This is a genomic window from Pseudomonas sp. CBS, assembly GCF_024734645.1.
Taxonomy (GTDB): Bacteria; Pseudomonadota; Gammaproteobacteria; order Pseudomonadales; family Pseudomonadaceae; genus Aquipseudomonas.
The window spans coordinates 3,751,222-3,771,214 of sequence record NZ_CP102929.1 but is presented as its reverse complement, the minus strand read 5'-3'; the positions used below and the strand labels follow the sequence as shown (position 1 = coordinate 3,771,214).

Below are 19,993 nucleotides of genomic sequence, written 5' to 3'. Positions count from 1 at the left end.
ACGATTCTCTTTCAGGCAGGTTCAAGCCATGGAAATCTCTGGTAGCAGTGCGTTTTACTCGGGACTGAGCGCCATTCAGACCGGGCAGAACCGTGTCGACCAGGCCGCCGGCAAGATCGCCAGCGCCGCCACGACCCAGCCTTCGGACGCGCAAAATGATCGTTTGCGTTCGGTAGAGGCCAATCAGGCAAGCAACTCGGCAAGCAATATGGTCGAGATGGCCCAAGGCAAGTTCCAGGTAGAACTGGGCGCCAAAGTGGCCAAGGCTTCCGACGAAATGCTCGGCACGTTGATCGACACCTACGCATAACGCCCCTCTTATCGCGCGAGCTGGCTTTTCTGTGGGAGCTGGCTTGCCTGCGATAGCGTCACCTCGATCCTCCTGATACACCGCGGCGCCCGCATCGCAGGCAAGCCAGCTCCCACATTGATCTTCACCGCTCAATAATCTTTTACCCCCTGAATCGTCATGCGGCATTTCGCTGCAGGCCTTGCCGTGCCTGACGTTGACCTGCGTCATGACAAACGGCGTTTGCACGACGCTTGACAAGGATAGGTCGTAAACGTATGTTTCAAACAACTGTTTGACCGCTACAACAATCCACGCGGTTGTTCATCCCAGATACATCAGCAGAGGTTTATCGCTATGCCTGACTACAAGGCCCCCTTGCGTGATATTCGCTTCGTTCGTGACGAACTGCTCGGCTATGAAGCGCACTATCAGAGCCTGCCGGCTTGCCAGGACGCTACCCCGGACATGGTTGACGCCATTCTCGAAGAAGGCGCCAAGTTCTGTGAGCAGGTACTGGCACCGCTGAACCGAGTGGGTGACATCGAAGGTTGCACCTGGAGCGAGTCAGGCGTTAAGACCCCTACCGGTTTCAAAGAAGCTTACAAACAATTCGTCGAAGGCGGCTGGCCAAGCCTGGCCCACGACGTGGCGCACGGTGGCCAAGGCCTGCCGGAGTCCCTGGGCCTGGCAGTCAGCGAAATGGTCGGCGAAGCCAACTGGTCGTGGGGCATGTACCCGGGCCTGTCGCACGGCGCGATGAACACCATTTCCGAGCACGGCACCCCCGAGCAGCAAGAGGCTTACCTGACCAAGCTGGTGTCGGGTGAGTGGACCGGCACCATGTGCCTGACCGAGCCGCACTGCGGCACCGACCTCGGTATGCTGCGCACCAAGGCAGAGCCTCAGGCTGATGGCTCCTACAAGGTTTCCGGCACCAAGATCTTCATCTCGGCCGGTGAACACGACATGGCCGACAACATCGTCCACATCGTGCTGGCCCGCCTGCCGGACGCACCGGCTGGCACCAAAGGCATTTCGCTGTTCATCGTTCCCAAGTTCGTACCGAACGCCGACGGTTCGATTGGCGAGCGCAATGCCGTGTCCTGTGGTTCCCTGGAACACAAGATGGGCATCCACGGCAACGCTACCTGTGTGATGAACTTCGACGCGGCCACTGGTTTCCTGATCGGCCCGGCGAACAAAGGCCTGAACTGCATGTTCACCTTTATGAACACCGCCCGTTTGGGTACCGCGCTGCAAGGTCTGTCCCACGCTGAAATCGGCTTCCAGGGCGGCCTGAAATACGCTCGTGACCGTCTGCAAATGCGCTCCCTGACTGGCCCGAAAGCGCCGGACAAGGCAGCCGACCCGATCATCGTGCACCCTGACGTGCGCCGCATGCTGCTGACCATGAAAGCCTTCGCCGAAGGTAACCGCGCGATGGTGTACTTCACCGCCAAGCAGGTTGACGTGGTCAAGTACGGCACCGACGACGAAGCCAAGAAACAGGCTGACGCACTGCTGGCGTTCATGACCCCGATTGCCAAGGCGTTCATGACCGAAGTCGGTTTTGAAGCCGCCAACCACGGCGTGCAAATCTACGGCGGTCACGGCTTCATCGCCGAGTGGGGCATGGAGCAGAACGTTCGCGACAGCCGCATTTCGATGCTGTACGAAGGCACCACCGGCATCCAGGCCCTCGACCTGCTGGGCCGTAAAGTGCTGATGACCCAAGGCGAAGCGCTGAAGGGCTTCACCAAGATCGTCCACAAGTTCTGCCAGGCCAACGAAGGCAACGAAGCGGTACAAGAATTCGTTGCACCGCTGGCGGCACTGAACAAAGAGTGGGGCGAGTTGACCATGAAGGTCGGCATGGCAGCCATGAAGGACCGTGAAGAAGTCGGCGCCGCTTCGGTGGATTACCTGATGTACTCCGGCTACGCCTGCCTGGCCTACTTCTGGGCCGACATGGCCCGCCTGGCCGCCGAGAAACTGGCTGCCGGCACCACCGAAGAAGGTTTCTACACCGCCAAGCTGCAGACTGCGCGCTTCTACTTCCAGCGTATCCTGCCGCGTACCCGCACCCACGTTGCAACCATGCTGTCGGGCGCCAATAACCTGATGGACATGAAAGAAGAGAACTTCGACCTGGGCTACTAAGCCTCGACGGGTTCATTTCAAAAGCCGCCGCTCCTTCGGGAGCGGCGGCTTCTTTTATCGCGCCCATGCTCCGCGTGGGCATGCAGCCTGAAATGCTCTGTGTCCCGCTCCAGGCCACTCAATAAAAAACCACAGCGCAGCACTCAGGGATTGCGCCGCTCGGCCGTTAAAGTGATGGCAATGTGATACGCATCACATCGAATGTGCTTAACTGTGATCAGTGAAGGCACTGTGCCATCTTTTTAGTGGGTCGGAGCTTTACCCTTGCCACGCGTGTCTGCTTTACGTTTCAGTCATTTTTTACCTTCACTGCTGTTGCTGTTGGCGGGGCTCTCGGCTGCGTACGTGAAGGACCTCAATGTGTTCTTCACCTCACTGTTCAATGTGCTGCCGACTCTGGTGTTGCTGCTGGGCGGTTCGTACTGCGCGGTCTACCGTCGCCAGCGCGAACTGTTCCTGATGCTCACGGTGTACGTGGTCTATTTCCTGCTGGACACCCAGACCGATTACTACCGCGACCACGGCAGTGTTCGGGAAGACGCGGCCGTGGTCTTCCATCTGTGCTGCCTGTTGTTGCCGCTGCTGTTCGGCATCTATGCGGTCTGGCAGGAAAAAACCCATCTGTTTCGCGACTTCGTCGCGCGGTGCGCGGTGCTGTTTGCGGTCGGCAGCGTGGCGCTGGCCCTTGAGCAAAGTTTCCCCCAGGCGCTGTTGAACTGGTTGGCCGAGATTCGCTGGCCCGCCTTGCATGGCCGCTGGATGAGCCTGATCCAGTTGTCGTACCCGATGTTCCTGATTGGCTTTGTCACCCTTGCCGCGCAGTACTGGTACCAGCCAAGACCGCTGCACGCCGCACAACTGGTGGGCTTGCTGGGGTTGTTCTGGATGTTGCCGCAGACCTTCATCCTGCCGTTCACCCTCAACATCATGTGCAGCCAGGTGATGCTGATGATTGCCGCCGGTGTGGCCCACGAGGCTTATCAAATGGCCTTCCGTGACGAGCTGACCGGGCTACCGGGCCGCCGCGCACTCAACGAACGCATGCAGCGCCTGGGGCGCAACTATGTGCTGGCCATGGGCGACGTTGATCACTTCAAGCGCTTCAACGACACCCATGGCCACGATGTAGGCGACCAGGTACTGCGCCTGGTGGCCAGCAAGCTGTCCAAGGTCAACGGCGGCGGCCGGGCTTATCGGTATGGCGGTGAAGAGTTTGCCGTGGTGTTCGCCGGCAAGACCCTGGATGAATGCCTGCCTCACCTTGAAGAAATCCGCGAAATCATCGCCAACTACGACATCAAGCTGCGTAACCCCGATCGCCCCAATGATGACCAACAGGGCCGACAACGTCGCGCAGGCAGTGGTGCGTCAAGCGTTTCGGTGACCGTCAGTATCGGCGTCGCCGAGCGCCAGGCCGAGCAGCGTAGCCCTGAAGAAGTGCTCAAATCCGCCGACCAGGCGCTGTACAACGCCAAGGGCGCGGGGCGTAACTGCGTGGTCGCTTCGGGGCAGACCCGCCGGGGCGCGGTGCGCATGGACAGCGCTGCCGGTTGAGTGATGGTGGTGTATTCAGCGGCCCTACAGTGATTGTCCGGTGGGCCGTGGGGCAGTAGGTTGAAGGCATCTGCTGCCGGAGACATCGCCATGCCTGACTATAAAGCTCCCCTGCGCGACATGCGCTTTCTGATCGATCACGTTTTCGACTTCCACGGCCACTACGCGGCGCTGGGTGCGACCGATGCCAGCCCGGACATGGTCGGCGCGATCCTCGAAGAAGGCGCCAAGTTCTGTGAAAACGTCCTCTCGCCGTTGAACCGCTCCGGCGATGAAGAAGGCTGCCATTTCGACAACGGCGTGGTGACCACGCCAAAGGGCTTCAAGGAGGCCTTCGCCCAGTACGTGGAAGGCGGCTGGCACGGTTTGGCGGCAGACCCGGCCTACGGCGGGCAGGGCTTGCCAATGTCCCTGGGCCTGGTGCTCGCGGAGATGATCTCCTCCAGCAATACGTCCTGGGGCATGTACCCGGGCCTGACCCACGGTGCGATGTCGGCGATCCGTGCCCATGGCACTGAAGAACAGAAAAACACCTACCTGAGCAAACTCACCGCTGGCCAGTGGACGGGCACCATGTGCCTGACCGAAGCTCATTGCGGCACCGACCTGGGGCTGATCAAGACCCGCGCCGTGCCTCAGGCAGACGGCAGCTACGCGATCACCGGCAGCAAGATTTTCATCTCGGCCGGTGAGCACGACATGAGTGAAAACATCATCCACCTGGTACTGGCCAAGCTGCCGGATGCGCCGGCCGGGACCAAGGGCATTTCGCTGTTTATCGTGCCTAAGTTCCACGCCGACTCGGGTGAACGCAATGCGATGGCTTGCGGCTCGATCGAACACAAGATGGGCATCAAGGCTTCGGCCACCTGTGTGCTCAACTTCGATGGCGCCCGGGGCTTCCTGATCGGTGAAGCGAACAAGGGCCTGAACTGCATGTTCACCATGATGAACCATGCGCGCCTGGGCACCGGCATGCAGGGCCTTTGCCTGGGTGAAGCGAGCTTCCAGGGCGCGATCAAGTACGCCAACGACCGCTTGCAGATGCGCTCGCTGACCGGTGCCAAGGCTCCGGAAAAAGCCGCCGACCCGATCATCGTCCACCCGGATGTGCGGCGCATGTTGTTGACCATGAAAGCTTTCAACGAGGGCAACCGGGCGTTGACCTACTTCTCCGCGCAGTTGCTCGATACCGCGCACTTGAGCGGCGACGAAAGTCAGCGCCAGGAAGCTGAAGACCTGTTGGCCTTCCTTACGCCGATCTGCAAAGCCTTCATGACCGAAACCGGGCTGGAGGTGACGAACCACGGCATGCAAGTGTTCGGCGGCCATGGCTTCATTCGTGAGTGGGGCATGGAGCAGTTGGTGCGGGATTGCCGGATTGCGCCGATTTATGAAGGGACCAATGGCATCCAGGCGCTGGATTTGCTCGGGCGCAAGGTGCTCGGCAGCCAAGGCAAGCTGCTGCGTGGTTTTACAAAGATCGTCCACAAGTTCTGCGCTGCAAACGCCGAGCATCCGCAACTCAAGGGTCATGTGGCGCAGCTCAACGAGTTGAATCAGCAATGGGGCGAGTTGACCGTCAAGGTCGGCATGGCCGCCATGAAGAACCCGGATGAAGTGGGTGCTGCAGCTCTGGATTACTTGATGTACAGCGGCTACATCATCCTCGCCTATCTGTGGCTGCGCATGGCGCTGGTGGCGCAGGAGCAGTTGGACAGCGGCAGCGGTGATGCCGATTACGCTCGAGGCAAGCTGGCGACATGCGAGTTCTACTTCAAGCGCCTGCTACCGCGCACGGCGGCCCATCGGGCGGCAGTGGAGGCGGGTAGCGAATGCCTGATGAGTCTGCCCGCGGAGCTGTTTGCGCTTTAGTGACCGTAAAATACTTGTTGGTCATGATCAGACCCTATGTGTCACAAAAGTTGTTCGGTTACACTCGGGGTCTGTAAAACTGACCCCACCCGAATAACGTTATAGTTCTCACGAGGTTTGCCATGGCTGACTACAAAGCGCCGCTGCGCGATATGCGCTTCGTCCTCAACGAAGTTTTCGAGGTCGCCAAACTCTGGGCCCAACTGCCTGCGCTGGCGGAGACCGTCGACGCCGAGACCGTTGAGGCAATCCTCGAAGAAGCCGGCAAAGTCACCTCCAAGACCGTCGCCCCGCTCAGCCGTGGCGGCGACGAAGAAGGTTGCCGCTGGGAGAATGGCGCGGTCTTCACCCCAGCCGGTTTCAAAGACGCCTACAAGACATACGCCGAAGGCGGTTGGGTCGGTGTCGGTGGCGATCCGACCTACGGCGGCATGGGCATGCCCAAAGCGGTGTCGGCCCAGGTTGAAGAGATGATCAACTCCTCGGGCCTGGCCTTCGGCCTGTACCCGATGCTGACGTCCGGCGCCTGCGTGTCGATCAATACTCACGCCAGTGAAGAACTCAAAGCCACCTACCTGCCGAATATGTACTCGGGCGTATGGGCCGGTTCCATGTGCCTGACCGAGCCTCATGCGGGCACCGACCTGGGGATTATTCGGACCAAGGCCGAGCCTCAGGCAGACGGTTCCTACAAGGTCAGTGGTACCAAGATCTTCATCACCGGTGGCGAGCATGACCTCACCGAAAACATCATCCACCTGGTGCTGGCCAAGCTCCCGGACGCACCGGCGGGTCCCAAGGGCATCTCGCTGTTCCTGGTGCCCAAGTTCATGGTCAATGCCGACGGCAGCCTGGGCGCGCGCAACCCGGTGACCTGTGGCTCCATCGAACACAAGATGGGCATCCAGGCTTCCGCGACCTGCGTGATGAACTTCGACGAGGCCGTGGGTTACCTAGTGGGCGAGCCGAACCGTGGCCTGGCGGCGATGTTCACCATGATGAATTACGAGCGCCTGGGCGTCGGTATTCAGGGCCTGGCCTCTGGTGAGCGCTCTTATCAGAACGCTATCGAATACGCCCGCGACCGCCTGCAAAGCCGTTCGCCAACCGGTCCGAAAGCCAAGGACAAGGTTGCCGACCCGATCATCGTCCACCCGGACGTGCGGCGCATGCTGCTGACCATGAAAGCCTCCAACGAAGGTGGCCGCGCATTCTCCACCTACGTGGCAATGCAGCTGGACACCGCCAAGTTCAGCGAAGACGCCACCACCCGCAAGCGTGCGGACGACTTGGTTGCCCTGTTGACCCCGGTTGCCAAGGCATTCCTGACTGACCTGGGCCTGGAAACCACCGTGCATGGCCAGCAGATTTTCGGCGGCCACGGCTACATTCGCGAATGGGGCCAGGAGCAACTGGTGCGTGATGTACGCATCACCCAGATCTACGAAGGCACCAACGGCATTCAGGCCCTGGACCTGGTGGGACGCAAGATCGTCGGCAGTGGCGGGGCGTTCTACAAGCTGTTCGCCGACGAGATCCGCCATTTCACCGCTACTGCGAGCGCCGAACTGGCCGAGTTCACCAAGCCCCTGAACGCGGCGGTGGATGATCTGGATGAGCTGACCGCCTGGCTGCTGGATCGCGCCAAGTCCAACCCGAATGAAATCGGTGCGGCGTCGGTGGAATACCTGCACGCGTTCGGCTACATGGCTTATGCCTACATGTGGGCCCTGATGGCCAAGGCGGCCTTGGGCAAAGAGGCTCAGGAAGATTTCTACGCCAGCAAACTGGGGACTGCGCGTTTCTACTTTGCCCGCTTGCTGCCGAGGATCGCGTCCCTCAGCGCCTCGGTAAAAGCCGGTAGCGAATCGCTGTTTTTGCTGGATGAAGCACTGTTCTAAGGGCTTGGAGGGCGTGTAAGCATTCTCTTACATGACGTGCTGCTATTCGTCCTCTATCGCCACATTGGATCCACGGATAATCTACTTCACATGGACGTCGCGCAGGAAGCGCAAAGCAACAACACGGACACGTAGGATTCTGCCAGGAAGGCGGAGTGAAATGGATGTCAGGGAAACAGTCTGCAAAGCCCCGCTTCGGCGGGGTTTTTTCTTTTGCCTGCGAAAAAGTCAGACAGGCGCGTTCATCACGTCTTCCAGCAGCGTGCGCAACAATTCCAACGTTGCTTGCTGACGCTGCACATCCCGGCACACCAATCCTACTTTCAGCGGCACCCGTGGTTCGCTCAGGGGTTTCCACAGCAACGCCTTGCTGTTGTGTTCGTCCTGGGAGCGTCCAGGCAGTACTGTCGCCAGCTTGGTGTAGGGCAGGCTGTCGAGAATCCCCACCATCGTATTCAACTCTGCCTGCACTTGCGGACGACGGCCCAGGTTGGCCAGCTGACCCTGCCAGATCTGCCGTACCTGAAACTCTTCCCCCAGCAGCAACATCGGTAGCTCGGCGGCTTGCTTCAAGGAGACTTTCTTGAATTCCCGCAGCGGGTGGTCAGACGGGATGACCACCTTGAGTTCATCTTCATACAGCAGCACACCGTGCAGCCCCGGCTGGCGCGGCGGCAGGTAGCTGATGCCGATGTCGAGCGAGCCGTTGAGCAGCCGGCGTTCGATTTCCATACCGGTCAGTTCGTAGATCTGTATCACCAAGTGCGGCTGGGCCTTGCGCACCCGTTCGAGCATCTGCGGCACCAGGCTGGTGTGCACGGTTTGCAGCACGCCGATCGCCAGGGTACGCAACGCCTGGCCCTTGAAGTTGCGCAGGGCTTCCACGGCTTGCTGCATCCCGTCGAGCAAGGGCAGGGCGTGGTTGTACAAGGTGTGGGCGGCGAGGGTTGGCAGCAGGCGCTTGCTGCTGCGTTCGAACAGGCTCACATCGAGGTTCTGTTCGAGCTGACGAATCTGCTGCGACAAGGCGGGCTGGGAGATCGACAGGCGCTCTGCAGCCCGGCCCACGTGGCCTTCTTCATACACCGCGACGAAATAACGCAGTTGCTTGAAATCCATAAGTAACGCTTATCGAAAATGCTGGAAAATCGAAATGGCCGAGTGCCCCCGAGACGCCTAGTCTAGCGCCTATTCACAGGGCTTACAGGGCCGGAAAGTGCGATGAGTAGTGTTTATGTTGACGGTGTTTGCATAGGCAGGGCAAAAAACCTCAGCCATGGGCTGGTCGGTGATACCGACCAAGGTGCGATTGCCAGCGGGATTTATCCATGAACCTGTTCAACCTGCGTCGCCCGGTTCCCAGTCTGGATGATCTGATCCTCGATGCGAAAACTCCGACACTGCGAGACGACCTTTCCAGCGACTGCCTGATGCCCAGCGTGACGCGTCCGCCTCAGGTGTTTGTACGCGGTCAGGGTTCCTGGCTATGGGACAGCGAAGACCGCGCCTATCTCGACTTCAGCCAGGGTGGCGGCGCCAACAGCTTGGGCCATAGCCCGCAGGTACTGACCCAGGCGTTGGCCGATCAGGCCCAATCGCTGATCAACCCCGGCAACGGCCTGCACAACCGCGCTCAACTGAACCTCGCCGATCGCCTGTGCCACCGCACCGGCAGCGACCAGGCCTACCTGCTCAACAGCGGCGCCGAAGCCTGCGAAGCGGCGATCAAGCTGGCGCGTAAATGGGGCCAGCTGCACCGCGGTGGCGCCTATCGCATCATCACCGCCAGCAACGGTTGCCATGGCCGCAGCTTTGCCGCGATGTCGGCATCGGCCGCTGCCAGTGAAAACCGTTTTGAGCCGCAATTGCCGGGCTTCAGTCACGTACCGTTCAATGACCTGCCTGCATTACATGCAGCCGTCGACGCGCAGACCGTGGCAATCATGCTGGAACCGATCCAGAACGATGCCGGTGTCATCCCTGCGACCGAGCACTACCTCAAGGGCGTCGAACGCCTGTGCCGCGAGCTGGGCATCCTGTTGATCCTCGACGAAGTGCAAACCGGCACTGGCCGCTGTGGCACCTTGCTCGCCGAACAGCACTACGGCGTACGCGCCGACATTGTCTGCCTGGGCAAGGGCTTGGGTGGAGGTGTGCCGCTGGCGGCGTTGCTTGCGCGGGGCAAGGCGTGTTGTTTTGAAATCGGTGAGCTGGAAGGCACCCACCACGGCAACGCGCTGATGGCTTCCGCTGGTTTAGCGGTGCTCGATACCGTACTCAACCACGTATTTCTGGAGCACGTTTGCGAAGTTGGCGCTTATCTGGGCGAAGGGCTTGCCCGCTTGGCTCATCGTTATGGCCAGGGCGAACTGCGTGGCCAGGGTCTGCTGTGGGGACTGACCCTGTCGGAAGATTCGGCAGATGCGGTGGTAAAAGCAGCGCTGAGCGAAGGACTGATCCTGAGCGCGCCGCAACCCGACTGCCTGCGCTTCACTCCGGCGCTCACATTGAGCAAAAGCAACGTCGACGAAATGCTCCTGCGCCTGGCGCGAGCGTTCTCCCGGGTGCACACCGCACAGCTGCAATGCCGCAAGGGCATTGCCGTTTAACTCCCTTATTTCCTGAACCGTCTCGCGGTATACGCGGCGCCTCCAGCCTGATTTTTTTGGCTGGGGCGTTTTTTTGTCCGCGTAATTTTTGGATTGAAAAGGGTGCTTGAGCATCATTGGGAAAAATGGCCTTTTAGCGGGCGTCGGCAAGGACTGCCGATAGGGCGTGAAGTTTTTTATGCCCTATTTCTAATCTATACCACTGAGTGGTATGTTTTTGGGAAGGGATGCCTATGAGGCTCAGGCTGTTCAAAACGCGGAATTTTGCCAACGCAGCCAGCAAGGCTTGGATATGTGATTCGCAATTGAGGGAAGCATTCAGCGAGATGCTTGGCGGCCAAGCCGACAATTTGGGCGGTGGTGTTTGGAAGAAACGTCTGAATCAGAACCGACATCGTTCAATTGTCTTGGCCAAGGGCAGGCATTACTGGGTATATCAATTGCTATACGCCAAGCAGAACCAAAGCAATATCACTCAAAGCGAGCTGGTTTGGTTTCGGTCGCTGGCTAAGACCTATGAAGGTTTCAGCGAAGCACAGATTCAGCAGATGCTGGATCTCAGGGAGTTTGTGGAGATACATCATGACCAAGAAATATAAAAGTGAGGCGTTTGAGTCGATTCATCAATCCGCCGAAGCGCTTTATGCAATTGGCGCTATTAACAAAACCACCCTTCGTGAGTTCGACGAGGCATGCCTTGCGGATATTCCGGCGCAAATCCCGGCCGAGCAAATCAAACAACTACGCGAGCGCAGTCACGTCAGCCAACCTGTATTTGCCCGTTACTTGAACACCAGCGCCTCCACGGTGAAGCAATGGGAGTCTGGTGAGAAGCGGCCCAGCGGCATGGCGCTCAAGCTGTTGAGCATCGTGCAGAAGCATGGTTTGGAAATCCTGGCCTGAGGATGGCCCCGTGCCAGATCCCACTGAACCCTTACCAACGGCCAAGGTCGATTAGCTTGTACGGCTCACACGAGCCGATTTTCTGGAGCTGAACCCATGGATATCATTCGCATCATCATCGCCATTCTGCTGCCGCCACTGGGTGTGTTCCTGCAAGTGGGTTTCGCCGGCGCGTTCTGGCTGAACATCCTGTTGACCTTGTGCGGTTACATTCCGGGCATCGTGCACGCGGTGTATATCATCGCCAAACGTTAACGGGCCTCAGCCTTTCGCGATCAGCCGTGAATTGCGCTCATTGCGAAAGGCCAGTTGCTCGATGGTCTGGGTGGCGTGCTCCGCTTCTTCGCGGGCCTGGAGGATCATCCCGTGATGCTCAGATTTGCTGCACACCGGGTCAGCATTGCTGGCATCTCCGGTCAGCATGAACGCCTGGCAGCGGCAGCCGCCGAAGTCCTTTTCCTTTTCATCGCATGAACGGCACGGCTCGGGCATCCAGTCGTAGCCGCGAAAGCGGTTGAAGCCGAACGAGTCGTACCAGATGTGTTGCATGCTGTGGTCGCGCACGTTGGGAAATTGCACCGGCATCTGTCGGGCTCCGTGGCACGGCAGGGCAGTACCGTCCGGCGTTACCGTCAGAAAGATGCTGCCCCAGCCATTCATGCAGGCTTTCGGGCGTTCCTCGTAGTAATCAGGCGTGACGAATATCAGCTTGCACGGGTGGCCTTCGGCTTCGAGCTTGGCGCGGTATTCGTTGGTGATGCGTTCGGCGCGCACCAGCTGTTCCTGGGTCGGCAACAGGCCGACCCGATTGAGCTGGGCCCAGCCGTAGAACTGGCAGGTGGCAAGCTCGACAAAGTCCGCTTCCAGGGCAATGCACAGCTCAATGATGCGGTCGATCTTGTCGATATTGTGCCGATGGGTGACGAAGTTCAGCACCATCGGGTAGCCGTGGGCTTTTACTGCCCGGGCCATTTCGAGTTTTTGCGCGAAGGCTTTTTTCGAGCCGGCCAGCAGGTTGTTCACTTGCTCGTCGCTGGCCTGGAAGCTGATCTGGATATGGTCCAGGCCCGCCTTCTTGAAGTCGCTGATTTTCTGCTCGGTGAGGCCGATGCCGGAGGTGATCAGGTTGGTGTAGAAACCCAACTTGCGCGCCTCGGCGATCAGTTCGGCGAGGTCCTGGCGCACCAACGGTTCACCACCGGAAAAACCCAGTTGCGCGGCGCCCATTTCCCGGGCTTCGCGAAATACCTTGATCCACTGTTCGGTGCTCAGCTCCTTGCCCTGCTCGGCGAAATCCAGCGGATTGGAGCAGTACGGGCATTGCAGTGGGCAGCGGTAGGTCAGCTCGGCCAGCAACCAGAGTGGCAGGCCGATCTCCGGTTTGGGTGGCAGGTCAGGCAAGTTCGATCCAGTGCTGAGCACGGGCAACCTCCATGAATTGCTCGATGTCTTCACCGAGCTCGGGCACGCCAGGGAATTGCTTGTCCAGCTCGGCAATGATCGCGCTTACATCGCGCTCGCCATCGATCAGGCCGCCGATCAGCGCGGCGCTGTCATTGAGCTTGATCATGCCTTCCGGGTACAGCAACACATGGCCTTTCTGCGCCGGTTCGTACTGGAAGCGATAGCCCTGGCGCCAGGTCGGTTTTTTGCTGCGATCGAAGCTCATAGGGTGATCCCCTTATGCCACACACGCTGATCAGTCACGCTGTGATACGGCGGGCGTTTCAGTTCATAAGCCATGCTCATGGCATCAAGCATGCTCCAGAGAATGTCCAGTTTGAACTGGAGAATTTCCAGCATGCGCTCCTGGCCTTCGCGGGTGGTGTAGTGCTGCAAGGTAATCGCCAAGCCGTGCTCCACATCCCGGCGAGCCTGGCCCAGGCGGGTACGGAAATACTCGTAGCCGGCCGGGTCGATCCACGGGTAATGCTGGGGCCAGCTGTCGAGGCGCGACTGGTGGATCTGCGGGGCGAACAATTCGGTCAGGGAGCTGCTGGCGGCTTCTTGCCAGCTGGCGCGACGGGCGAAGTTGACGTAGGCGTCTACCGCAAATCGTACGCCGGGCAGTACCAATTCCTGGGAGCGCAGTTGATCCGGGTCCAGGCCGACTGCCTGGCCCAGGCGCAGCCAGGCTTCAATGCCGCCGTCTTCGCCGGGGGCGCCGTCGTGATCCAGCAGGCGCTGGATCCACTCACGACGAACCTCCCGGTCCGGGCAGTTGGCCAGGATCGCGGCGTCCTTGAGGGGAATGTTCACCTGATAATAAAACCGGTTGGCGACCCAACCCTGGATCTGCTCGCGGGTGGCGCGGCCTTCATACATCGCCACGTGATACGGGTGATGAATATGGTAAAAGGCGCCCTTGGCCCGCAGGGCCTGTTCAAACTCGGCGGTGGTCAGCGGTGTGTCAGTCATTTGGCTCGCTCCTACAATTCAATGCTCATGCCGTCGTACGCCACTTCCACATTGCGTCGTAGCAGCTCGGCTCGCTCGGGCGAGTCCTCATCCAGGATCGGGTTGGTGTTGTTGATGTGGATAAGCACCTTGCGCTGCTTGGGCAACTGCTCCAGCACTTCCAGCATGCCGCCGGGGCCGTTTTGTGCCAGGTGCCCCATCTCGCGACCGGTGCGGGTGCCAACGCCACGGCGCTGCATTTCGTCGTCATCCCACATCGTGCCGTCCACCAGCAGGCAATCGCTGCCGGCCATGATCTCCAGCAACCGCCCGTCGACCTTACCCAGGCCTGGCGCATAGAACAGCTTGCCGCCGGTGCGCAGGTCTTCGACGATCAGGCCGATGTTGTCGCCCGGGTGTGGGTCGAATCGGTGAGGCGAGTAGGGCGGCGCCGCGCTGCGCAGGGGCAATGGCGTAAAGCGCAGGTTAGGGCAGGCCGGAATGGTGAAGCTGGCGTCCAGCTCGATGCGGTTCCAGGCCAGGCCGCCATTCCAGTGGGTCAGCATGGTGAACAGCGGGAAGCCGGTGCTCAGGTCCTCATGGACCATGTCGGTGCACCACACCTGGTGCGGGCAGCCTTCGCGCAGGCTGAGCAGGCCGGTGGTGTGGTCGATCTGGCTGTCCATCAGGATGATCGCGCTGATGCCGGTGTCCCGCAGGGCGCGACCGGGTTGCATCGGGGCGAACCCTTGAAGCTGGGCGCGGATGTCTGGCGAAGCGTTGCACAGCACCCAGTTCACGCCGTCATCGGAAATCGCGATGGACGACTGGGTACGCGCCTTGGCCCGCAGGCTACCGTCGCGAAAACCTGCGCAGTTCACGCAGTTGCAGTTCCATTGCGGGAAACCACCGCCCGCGGCGGAACCTAGAATCTGGACAAACATGGCCGCTCCACTACACATAACTCAAAAATAAAAACGCCCCGGACGGGCCGAGGCGTTGCATTGCGATACAAAGCCAATCAGCGGCTGGCAAAGTACATGGTGACTTCAAAGCCGATACGCAGATCAGTGTAAGCAGGTTTGGACCAGGTCATGTTCTTACTCCTACGGATGGATGGGACATTTACTACCAATACATATAGTCCACCTCCAAGCGGAGATGTTCAGAGGTGTGCATGTGAATGTTACGTACTTCTTGTGAAGATAGCGCTGTCCTGTGGGAAAAAGCCTTTTACCGAAGCGGCAATGATCAGCCAGATAACTGCCAGGGAGCCGGCAGGCACTCGCTGTTAGCCACGCAGCGCCAGCCGCCTGCAGCAATATTGAGACGCTGTGCCGCGTGCATTAAATCCTGGCGGGTGCGGGTCTGGATGAAATCTTGCAGCTGCTGGATGTAATCCGACGGGTGACCTGCCAAGTGCGCGTGCCAGAGCAGTTCGGCGGCTTGGGCGGTGGGTAGGGCGTCGAGGGAAAATTGCCGGGCCAGATCGTTTGGCAGTTCGCTGGCGTTGATCAGCGTGGGCAACTGTTTCAGGAGCGCGTGCAGGTGATCGAGGATTTGCGCGACGGAAGCGTTCGGGGATTGCACTCCGAACAGCAGGCCGGTTTGTCCGTTGAATTGTCGGATCCCGCTGAATACCGCGTAGCCCAGTTGCAGTTCGACCCGCAGGCGTTGGTAGAACGGTGCTTGCACCAGATGCGCGAGTAAACGCCAGCATGCCTCGTCGGCCAGGGACTGGGTCGGTGTAGGACAGAAGAGCAGCAGCGCGCTGTCGCTGGAATCGGTGCTCACTTCATGCCACACCTGCTGGCCGCTGATTGATGGAAGCTTGCTGATAGCCGCTTCCGGTTGCCCCGGCAGTTTCCCTGCTGCGCTTTTTATCGCCACCTCGCAGGCGGCTGGCAGTCCGACGGCAAGCCCTTGCCAGCGGGCGGTCGACCACCGATCTTGGCCGGCCGTCTGTTCTGCAGATGGGATGCCAGCGCAATAGCCGGGCAATGCCTTGAGCAACTGCCGGATCGCCATAGTCTGTGCAGCGGCGGGGTGCGTCACGGTCGTTTCATCCAGCTGGGTCAGACCGCGTGCCACTTCCTCCAATATCGCGGGCATGGGTTCGTGCAGCCCGACCATCTTCAACTGCCAGTAACCGCCAATTGTCTCGAAAGACAGCTGGACGCCGGCCTGGCTGGCGTTCTCACGCAACCGTGGGAAAAGCTCTTCATGCAGCGGCGAATCCAGATGCCAGCGCAGGTAAAGCGCGCCTTTATCTGTGTCGCCTGGTAGCGCCTGGCTGAAGGTCAACGCCGAGAGATCCTTTCGGCCACGGGAGCGATCCTGGGCGAACGTGCGCAAACCGCGATGGGCGCTGGTCTGGCCGCGAATCAGTCCCGGGCGCTCTTCTTTGACGGTCGGGCGCAGGAACGGATTGGGGGGCGGCAGTTGCCAGGCGTGCCGGGACGGCGGCAATTGCAGCGAGTCCAACAGGACTTTAAGGGACGCGGCGCCATGTTCTGAGAGGGCGGGTTCGTGATTCTGTCGGACCAAGGCCAGGGCACCGCTGACCTGTAGTTTGCGAGCGAGCAGCAGCGCGTACTCTTCCCGCAGCAGGGTCCAGTCACTGTGGGCGAAAAAGCTCAGCCAGTCGTGCAGCAGTTCTTCGATCAGCGTCGTCTGCGGGGCACCATGAGTGTCCAGAGTGAACTTGATATCCAATACAGCCTGGCCGGCGAACTGATACAGCACTGTTGCGTCGATGGCACTGACCCACTGCCGCGACTGCAATTCGGCGAGCAATCCGCTCGACGCCGAAGCGTTCAGCCACAGACAGAGGAAGTCCAACGCGTCAGCGGATGCCTCGCTCACCACGACCTGATGCCAGTGATGCTCATCGGTGTGTTGATAACTACGTTGATTGCCGGCCAGCAACGCGGGCGCAGGCTTCTGTGGCAGCAGCGGTGCAGTCTTCAGTGCAGCGCCAAACTGTTGCGCCAATGCCTCTAACTCCGCCAGCGACTGAGGGCCCGCAAGGCTCAAGGTCATCTGCCCGGTCTGATAGAAGCCTTCATAAAAGTCCCGCAACGCCTGCTGAAAATCCTCACGCTCTACCGGCAAGCTATCCCGATTGCCCGCATGAAATGCCCGCAACGGATGATCCGCCGCAACACCTTCCAGCAACGCTTGTTGATGTTGCGCCGTGGCATCTTGCGACCAGGCGATAAATTCCGCGTGTAGCACTTCACGCTCGCGCAACTGGTCTTCGATGGCCAGGCGCGGATGGCCGAGCATATCCCCCAAGCGCTCCAACGCTGCTTCAAATGCCGAAACAGGCACCTCAAAGAAAAAGTCGGTAGTGCGTTCGCGAGTGCTGGCATTGACCTGCCCGCCCTGACGCTGCACGTAGGCCATCAGCCCTTCATTTGCAGGAAAACGCACGGTGCCCAGGAACAGCAAATGCTCAAGAAAATGCGCCAGTCCCGGCCAGGCCAAGGGCACATCGTGACTGCCCGCCGCAACGCGCAAGGCCGCCGCGCAGCGCTTCAAACGCGGCGCATGACGCAAGGAAACCCGCAGGCCGTTGGCCAGGGTCAATTGAAGGTGATGAGTGTGGGCCGGCGCAGGCATGGGCACTTCCGAAACGTAGGAAGTGCCTATGCTAGCGCAAACCTGCCGGATCAGTGCTTGTGCAAAGCACCATAAAGCTCGGGACGCCGGTCCAGCAGGTAGCGATTGGCCGCGCGTGAGTCGACCATCAACTGCCGATCCAGAGTGCCGACAATCAACGCCTCATCGAGCCCCGCCTGGGCTATCCGCTGGCCATCCGGTGCGGCGATGCTGCTTTGCCCGCAATACTGGATCTCGCCTTCCTGTCCGCAGTAATTGGCGTAGGCCACATAACACTGGTTTTCAAACGCCCGCGCCCGCACCGTCACATCGGCGACGAAATCGAAGGGCACCATATTGGCCGTCGGTACCAGGATCAACTCCGCCCCGGCCAGCGCCAGGCGACGGGTGTTCTCCGGGAACTCCAGGTCATAGCAAATCAGGAAACCCAGCTTCCACCCGTTCAATTCCACCAGCGGGAAATTATCGTCGCCGGCGCTGAACATCGAGTTGTCGAGATCGCCAAACAGGTGCGTCTTTCGGTAGTTGCACAGGCGTTGGCCGTTGGCGTCGATCAACTGCACGGCGTTGTAGATCTGCCCGTCTGCACCGCGTTCCGGATAGCCATAGAGGATCGCCACGCCCGAGTTTTTCGCCAGCGCGGCGATGGACTGGGCAGCGGGACCGTCCTGGGTTTCAGCCAAGGCGCCGACCGCTTCCACGCCGATGTTATAGCCGGTGAGAAACATCTCCGGCAGTACCAGCAGGTCCGCGTCGGTGGCCTCTTGCGCCAACTGATGCAGGCGCTTGAGATTGCCGGCCACGTCCAGCGGCAAAGGCGGGCATTGATACAGGGCGACACGCATGGGCAACTCCTTATTCGGGCAGAGCGATGGGCCCGATCTCGTCGAACACATCGCCCGGGCCCGGGTTCTGCGGGTGAGTGCTGCCACCGAAGTGAGTCATGATGCCCCACACCGCATTCAGCGAGGTTTGCACGGCGCCTTCAACCCACGCCGGTGTCCACGATACGTCGTCACCGGCGATGAAAATACCGCGTTGCTCCGCCGGCATGTCTTTCTGCATGAAGTGCGCGTACATCCGTTGGTTGTAGCGATAGTGGCCCGGCAGTGCACCCTTGAAAGCCCCGAGGAAATGCGGGTCGGCTTCCCACGATACGGTGATCGGATCGCCGATGATCCGCGCGGCGATGTCGACTTTCGGGTAGATCTTTTTCAACGCGTCGAGGGCCAGTTTCACGCGCTTCTCGATGGGCTGCGGGAGCATTTTCAGGGCGTCGCTCATCCAGGAATAGGACAGGCAAATCACCCCTGGCTTATCGTCGCCGTTGTCGAACAGGTAGGTGCCACGGGTCAGGCGATCCGTTAGCGTCATGCTCATCAAGTCACGGCCGGTTTCCGGATCCTTGTCCTTCCAGAATGGCCGATCGACCATCACGAAGGTTTTCGACGACTGCATATAGCGGGTGCGGTCGAGGGCCATCCACATCTTTTGCGAGAACAGGGTTTCGTCGCACTCGATCTGGGTGGTCAGCAGCCAGCTTTGGCAGGTGGTCAGCACGGCGGCGTATTCGCGGGTGTCGCCATAGTTGTCGGTGACCGCGAAACGGCCGTCCGGCGCGTGGGCAATGCGCTTGACCCCGGCCCGTGGCGCGCCGTTGTGCAGCGAACTGAGGCTGGTGCCTTCCGGCCAGTGGGCGCAACGCTCCGGCACATGGCGCCAGATACCCATGGGCACTTGGGCAACGCCGCCGACTACCAGGTGCTGGTGATCGTCGCAGTTGGTCATCACCACGCGGAAGATTTCCAGCATCGAGTTGGGGAAGTCCGAGTCCCAGCCACCGGTGCCAAAGCCAACCTGGCCGAACACTTCACGGTGATGGAAGGACAACTTGGCGAACGCTTTGGAAGTGGCGACGAAGTCGTAGAAGGTGCGGTCGTCCCACAACGGAACCAGCGTATTCCACAACTCTTTCAGACGCGGTACGTCACGGTCACGTATCGCTTGCTGGATATCGGCGAACTGCGAGCCGGCTTCCAGGGCGTCGGCCCAGGCGTCAGCCACTTCCTGGAACAGTGCAGGAAGGTCGGCGAGCTTCTGTGCGTAATGCGTCTGGCCTTCGAGGTCGATGACCGTGCTGCCGGAGGCTGGAGTCAGTGGGTTGGGGAAGGGTTTGGTCTCAAGCCCGAGCTTGTCCACATAGTGGTAGAACGCAGTGGAGGACACCGGGAAGCGCATGCCGCCCAGTTCCGCGATGATGCCTTCGGCGCCTTCAAACGCCTGAGAGCGCAGGCGGCCGCCCATTTTCGAGGCTTCATACACCACGGGTTTCAGGCCGAGCTTCATCAGCTCATAGGCGGCCACCAGCCCGGCAATCCCGGCGCCGACGATCGCCACTTCGGCGCCGTGGTTGGCCGCCGGAATGCTGCCAAGGCCCGCCGGGTGCTCGATCCAGTCATCAAAGGCGAATGGGAAGTCCGGGCCAAAGATAGTGATCGGCTTTTTACCGGTGGCGGGGTGGCGGTTGGGCTTGCTGATGGTGCTGGAAGGAATGCTCATGGCTGACCTTGCTGGCGACTCGGCGGGGCGCGACCCGCTGAGTATAGGAAAAGATGGCAGCCATTCTAGGGAGCGTAGCGTTCGTTAATAAGACGCAATGTGTCGTCGAAATGAATTGT

General features: G+C 60.1%; 18 protein-coding genes. 9 read left to right on the top strand and 9 right to left on the bottom strand.

The features are described from left to right. Positions 1-28: 28 nt before the first annotated feature. The 5 genes from NVB75_RS17275 to NVB75_RS17255 all read left to right on the top strand — a co-directional run bounded on the left by NVB75_RS17275 (position 29) and on the right by NVB75_RS17255 (position 7,782). Complete coding sequence (locus tag NVB75_RS17275; RefSeq protein ID WP_017476386.1) at positions 29-310, top strand: hypothetical protein; 282 nt, start codon at positions 29-31, stop codon at positions 308-310. Between the two features lie 336 nt (positions 311-646). After that, positions 647-2,452: a phenylacyl-CoA dehydrogenase gene (locus NVB75_RS17270; protein ID WP_008434376.1), complete on the top strand. Its 1,806-nt coding sequence runs from the start codon at positions 647-649 to the stop codon at positions 2,450-2,452. Positions 2,453-2,716: 264 nt separating this feature from the next. After that, positions 2,717-4,006, top strand: coding sequence for a diguanylate cyclase (locus NVB75_RS17265; RefSeq protein ID WP_258342489.1), 1,290 nt, complete (start codon positions 2,717-2,719; stop codon positions 4,004-4,006). 90 nt (positions 4,007-4,096) lie between these two features. Further along, positions 4,097-5,881, top strand: a complete 1,785-nt coding sequence (locus tag NVB75_RS17260) for an acyl-CoA dehydrogenase C-terminal domain-containing protein (protein ID WP_258342488.1) — start codon at positions 4,097-4,099, stop codon at positions 5,879-5,881. 122 nt (positions 5,882-6,003) lie between these two features. After that, positions 6,004-7,782: an acyl-CoA dehydrogenase C-terminal domain-containing protein gene (locus tag NVB75_RS17255; protein ID WP_258342486.1), complete on the top strand. Its 1,779-nt coding sequence runs from the start codon at positions 6,004-6,006 to the stop codon at positions 7,780-7,782. Positions 7,783-8,010: 228 nt separating this feature from the next. Here the strand turns inward: NVB75_RS17255 and NVB75_RS17250 are convergent, their stop codons facing one another. Continuing rightward, entirely contained in the window at positions 8,011-8,901 is an 891-nt protein-coding gene (locus NVB75_RS17250; RefSeq protein WP_258342484.1) for a LysR family transcriptional regulator, read from the bottom strand. Between the two features lie 209 nt (positions 8,902-9,110). Here NVB75_RS17250 and NVB75_RS17245 point away from each other — a divergent pair, with 209 nt between their 5' ends. The 4 genes from NVB75_RS17245 to NVB75_RS17230 all read left to right on the top strand — a co-directional run bounded on the left by NVB75_RS17245 (position 9,111) and on the right by NVB75_RS17230 (position 11,549). After that, positions 9,111-10,391 carry an aspartate aminotransferase family protein gene (locus NVB75_RS17245; RefSeq protein ID WP_258342483.1) on the top strand — a complete coding sequence of 427 codons (1,281 nt, stop codon included), beginning with the start codon at positions 9,111-9,113 and terminating at the stop codon, positions 10,389-10,391. A gap of 233 nt (positions 10,392-10,624) precedes the next feature. Then, positions 10,625-10,990 carry a type II toxin-antitoxin system RelE/ParE family toxin gene (locus tag NVB75_RS17240; RefSeq protein WP_258342482.1) on the top strand — a complete coding sequence of 122 codons (366 nt, stop codon included), beginning with the start codon at positions 10,625-10,627 and terminating at the stop codon, positions 10,988-10,990. Continuing rightward, complete coding sequence (locus tag NVB75_RS17235; RefSeq protein ID WP_063026725.1) at positions 10,974-11,294, top strand: DNA-binding transcriptional regulator; 321 nt, start codon at positions 10,974-10,976, stop codon at positions 11,292-11,294. Before NVB75_RS17240 ends, NVB75_RS17235 begins: the two co-directional genes overlap by 17 nt. Positions 11,295-11,390: 96 nt before the next feature. Next, positions 11,391-11,549, top strand: a complete 159-nt coding sequence (locus NVB75_RS17230; RefSeq protein ID WP_003211049.1) for a YqaE/Pmp3 family membrane protein — start codon at positions 11,391-11,393, stop codon at positions 11,547-11,549. Between the two features lie 6 nt (positions 11,550-11,555). Here the strand turns inward: NVB75_RS17230 and pqqE are convergent, their stop codons facing one another. The 8 genes from pqqE to NVB75_RS17190 form a co-directional block, all read right to left on the bottom strand. Continuing rightward, complete coding sequence (pqqE, locus tag NVB75_RS17225; protein WP_008434380.1) at positions 11,556-12,695, bottom strand: pyrroloquinoline quinone biosynthesis protein PqqE; 1,140 nt, start codon at positions 12,693-12,695, stop codon at positions 11,556-11,558. Continuing rightward, the gene (gene pqqD, locus NVB75_RS17220; RefSeq protein ID WP_003211043.1) at positions 12,688-12,963 is read right to left on the bottom strand and encodes a pyrroloquinoline quinone biosynthesis peptide chaperone PqqD; all 276 of its coding nucleotides are present in this window, start codon (positions 12,961-12,963) and stop codon (positions 12,688-12,690) included. Before pqqD ends, pqqE begins: the two co-directional genes overlap by 8 nt. Beyond that, positions 12,960-13,712 carry a pyrroloquinoline-quinone synthase PqqC gene (gene pqqC, locus NVB75_RS17215; protein WP_093204382.1) on the bottom strand — a complete coding sequence of 251 codons (753 nt, stop codon included), beginning with the start codon at positions 13,710-13,712 and terminating at the stop codon, positions 12,960-12,962. The genes pqqD and pqqC overlap by 4 nt, the downstream gene beginning before the upstream one ends. Before the next feature lie 11 nt (positions 13,713-13,723). Continuing rightward, a complete protein-coding gene (gene pqqB, locus NVB75_RS17210; RefSeq protein ID WP_258342479.1) occupies positions 13,724-14,635 on the bottom strand; it encodes a pyrroloquinoline quinone biosynthesis protein PqqB in 912 nt (303 codons plus the stop codon). A 77-nt stretch (positions 14,636-14,712) separates the two neighbouring features. Next, a complete protein-coding gene (pqqA, locus tag NVB75_RS17205; RefSeq protein ID WP_003194766.1) occupies positions 14,713-14,787 on the bottom strand; it encodes a pyrroloquinoline quinone precursor peptide PqqA in 75 nt (24 codons plus the stop codon). A 155-nt stretch (positions 14,788-14,942) separates the two neighbouring features. Continuing rightward, on the bottom strand, positions 14,943-17,315 hold the full coding sequence (gene pqqF / locus NVB75_RS17200) for a pyrroloquinoline quinone biosynthesis protein PqqF (RefSeq protein WP_258342478.1): 2,373 nt from the start codon (positions 17,313-17,315) through the stop codon (positions 14,943-14,945). 50 nt (positions 17,316-17,365) lie between these two features. Continuing rightward, the gene (locus NVB75_RS17195) at positions 17,366-18,160 is read right to left on the bottom strand and encodes a carbon-nitrogen hydrolase family protein (protein ID WP_258342476.1); all 795 of its coding nucleotides are present in this window, start codon (positions 18,158-18,160) and stop codon (positions 17,366-17,368) included. 10 nt (positions 18,161-18,170) lie between these two features. After that, complete coding sequence (locus tag NVB75_RS17190; protein ID WP_087694768.1) at positions 18,171-19,853, bottom strand: NAD(P)/FAD-dependent oxidoreductase; 1,683 nt, start codon at positions 19,851-19,853, stop codon at positions 18,171-18,173. Between the last annotated feature and the right edge of the window lie 140 nt (positions 19,854-19,993).

Coding starts and splice junctions, on each gene's coding strand:
- NVB75_RS17275 (WP_017476386.1), top strand. CDS start 29: ATGGAAATCTCTGGTAGCAGTGCGTTTTACTCGGGACTGAGCGCCATT.
- NVB75_RS17270 (WP_008434376.1), top strand. CDS start 647: ATGCCTGACTACAAGGCCCCCTTGCGTGATATTCGCTTCGTTCGTGAC.
- NVB75_RS17260 (WP_258342488.1), top strand. CDS start 4,097: ATGCCTGACTATAAAGCTCCCCTGCGCGACATGCGCTTTCTGATCGAT.
- NVB75_RS17255 (WP_258342486.1), top strand. CDS start 6,004: ATGGCTGACTACAAAGCGCCGCTGCGCGATATGCGCTTCGTCCTCAAC.
- NVB75_RS17250 (WP_258342484.1), bottom strand. CDS start 8,901: ATGGATTTCAAGCAACTGCGTTATTTCGTCGCGGTGTATGAAGAAGGC.
- NVB75_RS17245 (WP_258342483.1), top strand. CDS start 9,111: ATGAACCTGTTCAACCTGCGTCGCCCGGTTCCCAGTCTGGATGATCTG.
- NVB75_RS17240 (WP_258342482.1), top strand. CDS start 10,625: ATGAGGCTCAGGCTGTTCAAAACGCGGAATTTTGCCAACGCAGCCAGC.
- NVB75_RS17235 (WP_063026725.1), top strand. CDS start 10,974: ATGACCAAGAAATATAAAAGTGAGGCGTTTGAGTCGATTCATCAATCC.
- NVB75_RS17230 (WP_003211049.1), top strand. CDS start 11,391: ATGGATATCATTCGCATCATCATCGCCATTCTGCTGCCGCCACTGGGT.
- pqqD (WP_003211043.1), bottom strand. CDS start 12,963: ATGAGCTTCGATCGCAGCAAAAAACCGACCTGGCGCCAGGGCTATCGC.
- pqqC (WP_093204382.1), bottom strand. CDS start 13,712: ATGACTGACACACCGCTGACCACCGCCGAGTTTGAACAGGCCCTGCGG.
- pqqB (WP_258342479.1), bottom strand. CDS start 14,635: ATGTTTGTCCAGATTCTAGGTTCCGCCGCGGGCGGTGGTTTCCCGCAA.
- pqqF (WP_258342478.1), bottom strand. CDS start 17,315: ATGCCTGCGCCGGCCCACACTCATCACCTTCAATTGACCCTGGCCAAC.
- NVB75_RS17195 (WP_258342476.1), bottom strand. CDS start 18,160: ATGCGTGTCGCCCTGTATCAATGCCCGCCTTTGCCGCTGGACGTGGCC.